This is a genomic window from Companilactobacillus sp. HBUAS56275 (assembly GCF_036913655.1).
Taxonomy (GTDB): Bacteria; Bacillota; Bacilli; order Lactobacillales; family Lactobacillaceae; genus Companilactobacillus; species Companilactobacillus pullicola.
Map to the genome: position 1 here is coordinate 184,396 of NZ_JAYKKK010000002.1, position 13,183 is coordinate 197,578.

At 35.5% G+C, this 13,183-nt stretch carries 10 protein-coding genes and 1 pseudogene; 2 read left to right on the forward strand and 9 right to left on the reverse strand.

What is annotated here, in order from left to right; all coding sequences use genetic code 11:
* Positions 1–34 precede the first annotated feature (34 nt).
* From U8526_RS04480 to U8526_RS04500, 6 genes and pseudogenes are all read right to left on the reverse strand, one after another.
* On the reverse strand, positions 35–1,369 hold the full coding sequence (locus U8526_RS04480) for a PTS sugar transporter subunit IIA (protein ID WP_334340767.1): 1,335 nt from the start codon (positions 1,367–1,369) through the stop codon (positions 35–37).
* A gap of 138 nt (positions 1,370–1,507) precedes the next feature.
* Positions 1,508–1,663: pseudogene (locus U8526_RS12995) on the reverse strand (HTH domain-containing protein); the annotation flags it as partial.
* Between the two features lie 5 nt (positions 1,664–1,668).
* Complete coding sequence (locus tag U8526_RS04485) at positions 1,669–2,835, reverse strand: MalY/PatB family protein (protein ID WP_334340768.1); 1,167 nt, start codon at positions 2,833–2,835, stop codon at positions 1,669–1,671.
* A gap of 111 nt (positions 2,836–2,946) precedes the next feature.
* Complete coding sequence (locus U8526_RS04490; RefSeq protein ID WP_334340769.1) at positions 2,947–4,380, reverse strand: PTS fructose-like transporter subunit IIBC; 1,434 nt, start codon at positions 4,378–4,380, stop codon at positions 2,947–2,949.
* Positions 4,381–4,399: 19 nt separating this feature from the next.
* Positions 4,400–4,846, reverse strand: coding sequence for a PTS fructose transporter subunit IIA (locus U8526_RS04495; protein ID WP_334340770.1), 447 nt, complete (start codon positions 4,844–4,846; stop codon positions 4,400–4,402).
* Positions 4,847–4,990: 144 nt separating this feature from the next.
* Positions 4,991–6,769, reverse strand: a complete 1,779-nt coding sequence (locus U8526_RS04500; protein ID WP_334340771.1) for a glycerophosphodiester phosphodiesterase — start codon at positions 6,767–6,769, stop codon at positions 4,991–4,993.
* An 80-nt stretch (positions 6,770–6,849) separates the two neighbouring features.
* On the opposite strand from U8526_RS04500, the gene U8526_RS04505 reads away from it, so the two are divergent.
* Positions 6,850–7,194: an ASCH domain-containing protein gene (locus U8526_RS04505; RefSeq protein WP_334340772.1), complete on the forward strand. Its 345-nt coding sequence runs from the start codon at positions 6,850–6,852 to the stop codon at positions 7,192–7,194.
* 19 nt (positions 7,195–7,213) lie between these two features.
* On the opposite strand, the gene U8526_RS04510 is transcribed toward U8526_RS04505, so the two are convergent.
* Positions 7,214–7,966 (reverse strand): GntR family transcriptional regulator, encoded by a 753-nt coding sequence (locus U8526_RS04510; protein ID WP_334340773.1) that lies wholly within the window; start codon positions 7,964–7,966, stop codon positions 7,214–7,216.
* 48 nt (positions 7,967–8,014) lie between these two features.
* On the reverse strand, positions 8,015–9,721 hold the full coding sequence (locus tag U8526_RS04515; protein WP_334340774.1) for an amylo-alpha-1,6-glucosidase: 1,707 nt from the start codon (positions 9,719–9,721) through the stop codon (positions 8,015–8,017).
* Between the two features lie 153 nt (positions 9,722–9,874).
* On the opposite strand from U8526_RS04515, the gene U8526_RS04520 reads away from it, so the two are divergent.
* Positions 9,875–11,800 (forward strand): PTS sugar transporter subunit IIBCA, encoded by a 1,926-nt coding sequence (locus U8526_RS04520; protein WP_334340775.1) that lies wholly within the window; start codon positions 9,875–9,877, stop codon positions 11,798–11,800.
* A 44-nt stretch (positions 11,801–11,844) separates the two neighbouring features.
* Here the strand turns inward: U8526_RS04520 and U8526_RS04525 are convergent, their stop codons facing one another.
* Positions 11,845–12,999, reverse strand: coding sequence for an ArgE/DapE family deacylase (locus U8526_RS04525; protein WP_334340776.1), 1,155 nt, complete (start codon positions 12,997–12,999; stop codon positions 11,845–11,847).
* Positions 13,000–13,183: the final 184 nt, after the last annotated feature.

The window sequence follows — 13,183 nt, forward strand, 5'->3', positions numbered from 1 at the left end:
AAAAACATCAAAACCAATTGGCTTTGATGTCTTTTTATTCTGTTCTGAAATATTTGAGAATATTCGTATAATTTTTTTCGATGTCAGTCTGAGAGACTTGTTTCTTGTTGAGAATTTTATATAAGTAGTTGAAAAGCTGCTTGTAATCATCGTTTTTGTCATTAACTATCACTATTAAAATAAGATAAATATCCGTTTTATTTAATTTTAAAGGTGTCTTTAGATCAACAGCAAACATTCTACTAAAATCAGTTTCATTAACTGCGTGAGGTAAAGCAACATGATTGATCATAAGCTGATTGCCCTCTTCTTCACGATTCAATAGTTTTACAGACATCTTTTGATCTAGTTGGCCTTCGTCAATAAAGTACTTAAGAACATTCTTTAGTACTTTGAAATAATTGTCAGATCTATTTTCATAGAATAAATAATTTTCCTTGGGCAACATTTGAGTAAGATTATTGTGAAAATAGTTATCACTAACCAGTTTTTTAAGTCGAGAAATAGTTGCTTCATCGATTAAACCATTGATAACAACATCTGGGGCATGTTTAAGGCCGTCATTGAAGCCGTTGGTAACTAGAATATCATACGATTCATTTGTAACTTGCTTATTGAATTCATCAATATTGAATATACTAGTCATAGATATGTTGCCGACGGCATCGGTGATTAAATTCTCATTGATATACGCAATTGATCGTTGTGCTGTATACATTAAAATTTTTACAGGTTTAATGGAGGTCTTGATTTCCATACAATTAATAATGTAAAGAGCCAGAAAATCACTATTTATTAAAATTGATGGATCATTCTTTTCTATTTCAGCTTGTAAATTTTGAGCCATTTCGAAAGCAAAAGGTTCTTTTTGTTTTAAATCGCTCATTTGTTTCAATAGAAGGTTAGAGATAAATGTTGGGAAAAGATTGTATCTTTTTAAATGTGTGGCAATATTTTGAGCCAAACGCTTTTTGGAAAGTTTGATAGAAAAATTCTTTGAAACTAATTCAATTTGATTTTCAATCGTTGATTCTTTAATATTTCTGAGTAAATCCCGTTTATGATTATAAAAATCATCAAAGTTGGCTGAAGAAATTAAGGATATTGCCTGTAATTGTGCAGTTGATTGATTGTCAGTTAGATACTCTCTCAAATCTTTTGGAAAGGTATCCTTCAAGGTGTTCGAGTCGGTGTCTTTAGGGATTACTGATATTAAATAGGCTAATAAATCAACTTTAGTGGCAAAATATAAATCAACAAAGTAACCTAAGCCTACTTTAGATTTTATCTCGAGAATGTCTTTATTGCGTTGATTAATTCTATCAATGCTATTGGTAATATCAGTTTTTGATAAAAATGATTTGTCCATTAATTCATCGATACTCAAAAAATCGTTTATTAGCAAATAATACAGAATATTGCGTTCTTGATTTTCAAATTGAGTAATTAGTTCCTGGAATTGAGAATAATTGTGAATTTCCAAGCTGTATTTTCCTTCAGAATTGATAACAGCCGTATTTTTAATAGATAGTTCCTGATTTAATGCGCTTATATCTCTAATTATTGTCCGTCGAGAACTATTAACCTCTTTGGACAGGTATTCTCCACTATGATCTTGATTCCAGAGCAGTAGCAATATTTGTACTTGTCTAGCATTAAGCATAATTTTTAGTTGAAACTATTCTTCAACCGTTTTAATCCCTCCTCTAGTTTTGATTTAGGGCAGGCGATGTTCATTCTAAGATAATTGGAATCACCGTAGGTAGAACCGGCCATAATTCCCACTTTCCCAACATTGATCATTTTGTCCTGCATTTCTTTCATATCCATATCCACATTAGAAATGTCGATCCAGGCCAGATAGGTTGCCTCAGGTTTAGTAAATCTGAAATTAGGTAAGTTTTTATCTAGAAATTCTTTTACCATATCCATATTTTTATCAGTGTAATCGACTAATTGTTTTACATAATTGAGACCATCTTCACTATACGAAGCCATTTGTGCGTACATACCTAAAATGCTTACTGATGATAGAGCATTTTTAGACTTTAGTTCGACAAGAAATTGTTCTCTTAATGTCTTGTCAGGGATTAAGATATAAGAACCGATTAGTCCAGGAGTGTTAAAGGTTTTTGATCCTGAACAACATAAGATTGTACTTTCAGTTGTGACGCTAGTGATTGGTGTGTATTGAGTTTGAGAATAAACAATATCCTTGTGAATATCGTCAGATATTAAGAATACATTGTTTCTTTTACATATGTCATTAATTCTGTTCAATTCAGTTTGAGAAAAAACTTTACCAGTCGGATTATGTGGATTAGTTAGTAAGAAAATCTTGGTTTGTTCTTGTGATAAAACTGTTTCAAGGCTATCCCAGTCAACTTGATAACCTTGTTGTGCGCTGCCTAATCTAACGGGAGATAAGTTACGTTGATTTGATTCAATTACTTTGTAAAAAGCGTCATACATTGGTGTGAATGTGGCCACGGTTTCATTAGGCTTTGAGAGCATTCTGATAAAGGTACCAATACTGAAAACGACACTGGGACTATAAACAATCCATTCTGGATTGATGTCTACATTATTCATTGTTTTGAACCAGTAAACAATACTGTCTTTATAGTCATCATGATTCCAACGGGAATAACCATAGATGGGATGTTCAATACGTTTTTTGAGAGCTTCTTGTACGGAATCGGGAACGGCAAAATCAGTGTCGGAAATTGAGAAGGGAAGTATATCATTTCTGCCAAAACGGTCGGCAATATAATCCCATTGGGTGCTGTAAGTGTTCTTTCTATTAATTACTTGATCAAAATCGTACTTTTTCATAATCTGTTCCTTTCAAAAGCTTAATTAATAATAAAAATCCCATCAATTCAAACTGCGAATTGATGGGATTCTTTTCATTTTAAGAATGATATTATCCCTTTAAAACTAATACTATGCAGCTTGTTTTTCTTTTTCTTCTTTACGTTTTAACCAAATACCTTTAAAAATAATTATGAAGGAAACGTTTAAAACTAAGCCAATAGCTACACATAGATAGAACCAATACCATGGTGATTCAAGACCTAGCAATGGATCGAAGATACCAATACCAGGAGCAGTACGTTCTACGTTTAAAAGAATTGTTATAGCACCAGTTATACCACCGGCTAATGTATTTGCTGTGATCATTGGAAGTGGAGCAGCTAGAGCGTATGGAATTGCTGGTTCTGTGGCAACAGTACTACCAACAATAAAGGCACTCCAACTAGCAGCACGTTCTTGTTTGGTAAATAGATTTGGTTTGATCCATGTAGCAATAGCAGCGGCCATAGGTGGTAGCAAAGTTACAACACCAACAATACCGTACCAGTTGAAGACATGGGAACTTAGAAGTGAAAAACTAAAGAACCAAGCAGTTTTGTTGATGGGACCACCCATATCGAAAGCCAACATGGCACCTACGATAAATCCGCCGACAATCTTCATTGAAGTAGGAATATTTTGTAGGAATGATAGTAAGACTGACATCAACCAAGCCATTGCTGGACCTAATAGGTAGTAGGTCAATAGTCCGAATATTAATAGCGTAACGAATGGAATAATCATGAAAGGTAAGATGGATTGGAAATTCTTACCCAATTTAATTTTCTTGAAGTACTTAACAAAGTAACCAATAGATAAACCAATAACGATGGCACCTAAGAAACCGGCACCTGATTTTGTACCAAGTAAATCGGAATCATTTGCTAAGAAGGTTACAAGAAAAGCTGGAGCAAATGCGGGTTTGTCTGAAATAGCGTAGGCGATGTAAGCACCCATGATTGGAATCATGAATTGGAAGCCTAAATTACCAATGCTAGTGATAACCCAAGCAATTGATGGAGATGTGCCCTTTGCTAATGACGTATTTGGCATCCCAAATTGAACCATCAAACTACCAATAGCAATAAGAAGACCACCACCGATAACAAAAGGCAATGCTGCAGATACACCAGCCATAAGGTAGCTCATGATACCTTCGGTAACTACTTCTTGATCTGAACCTAATTTGACTTTAGAAGATGTCATTACATGAGAATTACCCTCTAAATCATCAAATAGTGTGTCGATATGTTTTAGAGCTTCAGATACGGGTAGTTCTACGACTTTCTTTTGATCAAATCTAGCTTTATCTGAATCAGTAAGTCCTTTTCCGATTGCTAAAATTACGTAATCAGCTTCAGCAATTTGTTGTGGTGTTAATTCGTTTTCAACACCACTCGCACCTTGAGTTTCAACGTGTACTTCATAACCAAGTGACTTAGCTTTTTCTTCAATTGCTTCTGCAACCATGTATGTGTGAGCAATACCGGCTGGACAATTAGTTACGGCAACAATTTTAGTCATAATAAATCCCCCTTATAAACTAATTTTCTAGGACATTGTTAATAGCTTCAAAAACTTCTTCTTTAGTGCCAGTCTTTAAAATTGATACGAAATCTTTATGTACTAATTGACGGCTTAACTTAGCAAGTAATTTTAGATGTGTATCTCCTTGATCGTTAGGAACTAATAAGCTAATAAAGGTGTTAACAGGTTTTCCATCTAGAGAATCCCATTCAACGTCTGAACTACTTCTACCAAATAGGATGGCTGTAGTCTTTACATTATTTGTACGTGCATGAGGAATAGCAACTCCGTTACCAAATCCAGTTGTGGATTCTTTTTCTCTTTCTAGATAATCCTGAACTAGGGTATCTTCATCTGAAACAATATCTTGACTCTTTGCAAGAGAAGCAAGTGAAGAAAGTATTTCTCTTTGAGTAGTACCATTTAAGTTCATATTTATGTGATCGATATTAAACATAGTCATTTTTTTGACTCCTCTCATCCTTGATTGCAAACAAATTATATTTGAAAACGATTACAACATTAATGATCAATTTGTCACATGAGAGTGACAAAAGGCCACATTCTTAATATTAAGAATGTGGCCTTTTAGTGAGATAAAGTTTTTTTAGTTAAAAGGATCTTGCATTTGAGTGACATAAATTGTCATACGTTCGGAATAACTAGATTTATCGAATAAACGATGAATTTCACCATTCAATTGACTTAGATTATCCGTTATAACGCCGTCAGAACCTAGGAAGATCATGCGATCCATTGATTCCTCATCATTAGCAGTCCAAGCATAAACTTTCTTTTTCTGTAGGTGAGCTCCTTCAATGAATCTGGAATTCAAAGTCGTATATTCCATAGTAAAAGCATCGGCTTTAGTGATAGGAATACCAGCAAGATTGAATGATAAGATGTAGCTGGCTTTGACATTAGGCATGTCTTCTTTACTTTGTTCAATATAGTTATAACTGAGTGAATGAACCATGTCTTTGTTCTTAGCTAAACGAGTGCCGTATTTTTGAGCAAAGAGTTTAACGAAACTCTTACTGTTGCCGGAAACGGGCTTCAATTCAACTAATAATCTTTGATTCAATTTTTCAGAAGCTGTTAGGTAATCATCAAAGCTAGCAATATTAGCTGTTTTACCGTTCTCATGGATCTGAGTAGCGGTTAACTCATCAAGTGTCATCTGACTAGGTCTCTTATTGACACCAGCTAAATTGTTTAAAGTGTTGTCATGATAGACTACAAATTGATGATCTTTAGTTTCTTGAACATCCATTTCAATATAGTCTGGTTTTTCTTTGGAAGTTGCCTGCATAGCAGATATAGTGTTTTGAACGCCATTACCATCATCGACACCACGGTGTGAAATAGTTACAGGTGGTTCAAGTAGCCAATCGTTAAAGTAAGTTACATTGTAAGTTACAAAACTGACTACCACGATTACTCCTAAGATACCCCAGAACCATTTGTGTCCACGATGGTCTCTCTTGGGATAGAAGTAGTGAGTATGTGTATGACTCAACATAATTAAAACGGCAACGCCAGAGGCATAGATACTAACGACAATGTTGATAAATTGGATCAAGGTCATATTGATAACAGCCATGGTAAAGTCAATTTTAACTAAGAAGGCTGCCTGATCAATCAACCATTGGAACATAATAACGACACCGGTTAGAACGGTTGCCATGATAGAAACAACTGCAATTAATACTAGGAAAATACCTAAATAGTGAAGTGTTCGGCCACGAGTCATTTCCCAACTGCGGTTGATAGCAAGTTTGATTGGTTTATTCTCAAAAATCATCAGTGGCAAGACAAATAGCCAGCGTAAACCAATGTAGAGAACGAATAGATAAATTATTCCCAGTAGAATGGCTAAAGGAAGGTGTTCTTGCAATAACCAATCTAAGATAAATTGTGGAATTTTTACTTTATTTAATAAGGTAGAAGAAATACCCAAACTACCGAATGGCGTAATGATCAAAAAGTAGAGTAGGAAGAAACCAAAAGCTTTAAATGGCAATCCAAGAACGTTTTTGGAAACACGTTTTAAATAATCCCACCAGCTTAAACTGGCTTTGGATTTGATTGCTTGAAAACTAATTAGCAGTAACGTGAATTGCGTGAATACTAACAAAAGTATCAGCAGTAGAATAATTATTAAACCAATGACGACTAATGGCTTTTTAGTAATTAGATAAAGCACATTAGTATAGGAAATATATTTAACATTTCCTAAGTAAGTTATTCCGTTAGCCAAGTAGTTGAGAACTGGTACTAGAACGTAGGTGATCATCAGTTGAATCAAGATGATGATTTGACTGTACTTCCAGAAGTAGCGCCAAAAGTTGCTATTTTGTTTCCGAAATTCGGAAATTATCCCCATGATAATTTTTCCCCCAAAGAATTGTTGTGTACTTCGTTATTATATAATTAATAGTATTAATTGAAAGAAGGAATTGTGATATGCAAATGAGTTTGTACGACCAACCGTTTGAAGCCATCAAATCAGGTGAGAAGACTATTGAAGTTCGGTTGAATGATGAAAAGCGTTCACAGTTGCGGGTCGGTGACTTGATTGAATTTACAAACTTGACCACCGGAGAAACTTTAAAAGTTAAAGTGTTAGGTCTAGAAAAGTTTCCCACTTTCAAAGATCTATTTGCTAAGTACTCCGGTTCAATGATTGGAGCGCCTGAAGATGAATCAATCGAAGCACTGGACCAGGAGAACCAAGCCATATACTCACGTGAACGTGAACAAAAGTATGGTGCTTTGGCTATAAGAATTGAAAAAATCACGCATTCATAATAGATGAACGCGTGATTTTTTAGTTGTCTAGCATGAAAGAAACAGGATTAGCATCGTTTTGATCATAGAAGATGAATTTGTCTGGTCGATGATGAGAAACCGTATATTCAAACATGGTTCCGTCATTAGTGAAGGAATAGTTTGTAACGATAGGAACGGCGTTATAACCATTCAAATCTAAATATTTTTCATCTTGTTTGTTAGCTAAACCAAAGGTTAGAAGCCTTTTCGTAGTGGCAATTGGCTCATTTAGAACCTCAGTTAAATATTTATAAATCGAATCTTCGGCAATACTAATAGTTAAATCTTTAACGACTTTTTGCATGAAATAATTTTCTTCAACAATGTAGTTTTCGTCATCAATAGACCGAAGACGTTTGATGTAATAGACGGGAGTCCCTATTGGAAACGTACTCTCTGAGGCTAATTTTTTATTTACCTTGATTTCATCAAATAAGAGAACGCTAGTCTTGAACTTGATTTTATTACGTTCGGCCATTTGACTGAAAGAAGGACTGCCTTTTTTTATCAAAGTATTCTCTAGACTAGCGTTATAAAGTACTATAACGCCTTTTCCTCGAATGCTTTGCACATAACCGTCGGCACCCAGTTTTTTAATGGCACGACGTAAGGTGTTTCTTGAACAATCGTATTCCAAGATTAGATTGGTTTCTGAAGGTATTTTATCTTGGTATTTATATTCTTCATTTTTAATTCGTTTCTTCAAATCCTCATAAATCACATCATATTTGTTATTTGCGATAAAGATCACCCCTCCAGAAATCGTTATATTTATAATTATTACTGTTTTGATGCAATTTTACAAATGCAATTCGTTAGCAAAATAAAGGAAAGCACTGGCTGTCCATGAAAATGATTTATCACGTAATCCAACACCAGTTTTAGCATTGAAATTTTCAGCAAAACCGTATGCCTTCACAGTTTTACAGAAACTTTCGGCAATCTGGTGAGCCAATTCTTTTTCACCAACGTCTTTTAAAGCCTCATACATGATAACTGAGGAAGGTCCCCAGATCGGTCCGCGCCAATAGGCGTCATCTTGATAAAGAGGACTATCGATAGCTTCAGTTGCGATACCAAATTCAGTAACGAAATGCTCCTTAATAGTGGAGAGAATAGTTTTAATCTGTGATTGAGTTAAGGCGTTACCTGCAATCAGTGACACTAGTGGCAGAAGTCCCTGAGATTCAATTTTTTTACCAGTGAACATTTCCCTAGCAAAAGGAAGGTTATCTTCATCAAAGAAATAGTTCTCAAATTTGGAAGTCAGGTTCGTCTTTTTCTTTAACCATACTTTTGTGTCAGTGGGTTGATCAAGTTGTTTACTTAGTTTAATCAAGTAGTCCATGGCAAAAATCAAATAAGCGGAGAGATCAGGTGAATCAATCACAGTATTTTGAGCGAAGACGGTGCTGTTATCCTGTCCACTATCATTGCCATGGTCGTATTCACAGATACCATCTTCGTTGGAGTCTTTATAGTTTAAATAGAATTCAACTTGTTTACTGATCCAATGGTAAATTTCTTTTAATTGTTCATCAGTAAAAGTCATTTTTTGAGCCATTTTGGCAAATGTATAAGCGTGAATTGGTGGTTTCGAGAAGTTCCAGCGAATAGTTGAATCGCTAACTGAACCAGGTAATTGTCCGAATTCGTCTTGATGCTGGAAAATAACTTTCATTTGATCCCAAGCTAATTCATTATCAACCCCAGCTAGAGCCAAGGCCATGAAACAGTGATCCCAGCTCCAAACTCCAGGGAATTTATTGTTAGAAGCATAAATAGCGGGAAGTTTTAAGTTACCATCAGGAAAGACTGTAGCCGACCAGAGGGTATAAATAGCATTCAATTGAATATCTTTATAACTTGATTGAACAAGTTGAAATTGTTGAGCAAAATTAGAAAAATTCTGCTCGGCATTTTTTTTGATATCCGAAAAGTTTAATACTTCTTGATTAGGCTTTTGCATATTAGTTGGTATATCTTGAATGACGGCAATAGTGGCTTTATCGCTCTTTGGCATTACATCGATAAAGGAACTATTATTGGCCGTTTTGTTGCTACCGGTACTATCGACAGAGAGTGACTGAACTAATTGGGAGGGATTAGTAGGACTGTAAACAAGATACTTAGTTAAGTTCTTATAACTATTAATTACGTAGTAGGGAGCATCTTTTTTACCCAATTGAAAGTTATATTCAAAATTGAATTTTGGATGTGAGGCAAAGCGGATGCCCAAGTTGTCATCACTATGAAAGACGATTTTTTGAGCAGTATCAAAGCATATTTCGACGGTTCCGAAATCGGAGATCAATTCCAATAATGTATGATTCTCCACCACTTTGAAAGGAACGGGATCACCATTGTGCGTAATTAAAATTTCGATACTGTCCATATTTGCTTTTGATTTTCCATGGAGCGATTGCAGCCATAACTTGTCATCATGCCTAAAAAGAGACATGTAGGAGCCATAATAGCTAAAAGGAACTAAATCAATATTCATCATATTATTCACCAACTAATTTAAACATATTTTTATTATAATACTTATTTTACAAGGATTTAAAATGTAAATACATTATACCTTGCCAAACTAGTTTAAACAAGATATACTAATTTTGTTCTTTGAAAGTATACAAATAATAGGGGAGATGATCTTATGGCTGATATCAAAAGTGATGTTACGAAAATCATCGAATTAATCGGTGGCAACGATAATGTCGAATCAGCAACTCACTGTATTACCAGATTAAGACTCATTCTTAAAGATCAATCAAAAGTTAACGATAAAGAATTAGAAAAGCTTGATATTGTTCAAGGTACTTTTTTAGCAGGTGGACAATTTCAAATCGTGATAGGACCAAGTGTGCCGAAAGTTTATGATGAATTCATCAAGCAAACGGGCGCAAAAGAAGCATCAGTAGAAGCAGTTAAAAAAGAGGGTCGTAATAAACAAAACTCTTTGCAACGTCTAGTAAGATTACTGGGTGACATCTTTATTCCTATCATTCCGGCAATTGTAGCTGCTGGTTTATTGATGGGTATCAACAATGTTTTAAGTAACAAGGGAATCTTTTACCCTAACGCATCATTCATTCAAATGCACACAGAATGGCAAGGGGTCAATGATATTATTCAATTGATCGCCCAGACGTCGTTTGCGTTTTTACCAGCATTGATCGGTTGGTCAGCTGTAAAAAAATTCGGTGGGAATCCTCTATTAGGTATTGTTTTAGGATTGATTTTGGTTAATCCAGCCTTAACTAGTGCTTACGATTTCGCTGCACATCCAGCGGCAACTCCAACATGGAATTTGTTTGGATGGCATGTATCGCAAGTTGGATATCAAGGTCAAGTTATACCTGTACTCGTGGCGGCTTGGCTGTTGGTTAAGCTACAGAAATATTTTGAAAAACATATTCCTGATACACTGCAATTGATTTTAGTAGCACCATTAACGCTTTTAATTACCGGATTCGCTTCTTTCTTAGTAATCGGACCAGTGACAATGGCTGGAGCAAATTTGATTACTGATGGAATTGTTTCACTTTTCAATGCTGTACCAATTCTCGGTGGTGCATTGTATGGATTTATCTGTGCACCGTTGGTTATTACTGGTATGCATCATTTATTCTTAGGTGTTAACCTACAAATGGCCGGAACTCTTGGTTATGTGACACTTTGGCCTGTTGGTGAACCAGTAACGATGGCGCAAGGTGCTGCGTGTCTAGCTATGGCTTATATTTTTAGAAAAGATGCAAAGAAGAAAAATGTTGCCTGGTCTAGTGGCTTGTCTTCTTTCTTAGGCATTACAGAACCAGCTATTTATGGTGTTAATTTGAAAAATAGATATCCTTTTATAGCCGTTATGTTGGCCGGTGCCTTTGGTGGTGCTTGGATGGGATTCTGGCAAGTACGTTCTTCAAGTGTCGGTGTTGGTGGAGCTTTAAGTTTTCTGAGTGTCTTCCCTAAACAATGGGGACTCTACTTGATTGGCGAGGTTATGACTTTCGTTCTAGCAATTGTTTTAACCTTTGCTCTTTCTCGAACCAAATTGAATGCAGATAGAAGTATTGGCAACGATGAAATAGCTCGTGATTTATCAGCTTTTGCCTCTGGAAAAACTGTAGCAATCGAAGATGTTCCTGATGAAATGTTCTCCAAGAAACAGTTAGGTGATGGGATTGCTATTATTCCTACAAGCGACAAATTAGTTGCGCCAGCCGATGGTCAAGTTACTGTCGTTATGCAAGGCAGTAATCATGCAGTTGGTTTAACTTTAAATGATGGTACAGAAATATTACTTCATATCGGTGTTGATACCGTTGATATGAAAGGTGATGGTTTCAAACCATTAGTTGAGGTTAATGATCACGTTAAATCTGGACAGACTTTGATTAAGTTTGATAGTAAAAAAATTAAAGCTGCTGGACATAGTAATATTGTAATCATGGCAATCACTAAGCAAGGTGACGATATTGATACGATTACTTATATGAAAGCAGATCAAGAAGTAGTAGCAGGTAAAAGTGTTGTCGGCGATATTGATTATTTAGCTAATGATGCAAAAATTGTTACTCCATAAAAATAAGGTCAAACTCACATTCGAGTTTGACCTTATTTTTTTGCTTATTTTGTACTATCAAGAAAGTCGATAAACAATTTTTCGTAGATATTGATGAAGTTGAAATACATTTGTTTATCAACGTGTTCGTTAACTTGATGGGGTGTGTCGTTACCGGGTCCAGTAATTAAGAATGGTAAATCCTTGGGCTTGTTTTTAACCAAGTTGGAGGCGTCAGTGACTGGTGAAATAGGACTTACGTGGACTTCCTCATCAGTATATTGTTCCATTAATTTTTTCATTGGTGCTACAAGAGCATTCTTAGGATCCATCAAGACAGGATACTCGTTCATGTATGGATCAAAACTAATTTGAGCACCGTGACTGTTATATTTCTTGATTAAATCATTCAAAACATCAATAATTTTTTGATTGTCGTATTCAGGGATTGTTCGAGCATTGATTTCAGCTTCGGCGTGGTCTGGAATAGAATTGACCTGATCACCGCCACTGATCAAAGTTGTATTGAAAATCAATGGGCCAACAGAATCGTGCTTAATATTTTCATCACGGAAAATAGTATTAGCTTCAATTAAAAGATTCATCAATGGATCGATGGCGTTAAAACCTTTTTCAGGCATAGAACTGTGACTAGCTTTACCCTTAGAAATAAATTTGATATCCATTGAACCCTTTTCAGCATAACCGATGTTGTAACCGGAAGGTTCGCCAATAACTAAACCATCAACATCATCCATTGAGCCATCTTCAAGAAAGTAACTAGAACCCTCTTCGCCGACTTCTTCACCCATAGTAGCCATCAGACGGATAGTACCTTGCTTGGGAAGGCCTTGATGATGCAACTCGATCATTGTAATCACTAGAGCGGCTAAACCGGATTTCATATCGGTAGCACCACGACCGTAGAGTTGACCATCTTTTTCGGTAAGCTGATAAGGATCACTGTCCCAGTCGTCAAGATTGCCAGCAGCGACTACGTCCATATGACCTGAAATACCAAGAACTGGTTTGCCATGACCAATTTCCGCAACCAAATTAGCACGGTTACCACGAATAATTTTAATTTCCGATTCAATATCGTATTTAGCTAGTAAGTCCTTGAGATAAGAAGCAACTTTTAATTCATCGTCGTTATCTGATTTGATTGCGACTAAGTTCTTTAAAACGTCTAAACTTTGTTCCTCAGTAAAAAATTTCATGCCGATTTCCCTCCAAATTGTAATTTACTCAATAATATCGATATATTTTTCAATATCTTAATTATTTCACGTTGCTATAATTTCATGGTAACAGAGTTCTGTGCCGAAAGTTTGAAGAAAGACTTTAACAGCGGGATTTTAAAAATAGATAATTAATTTTAAATTAGATTATTTAATCTATAGT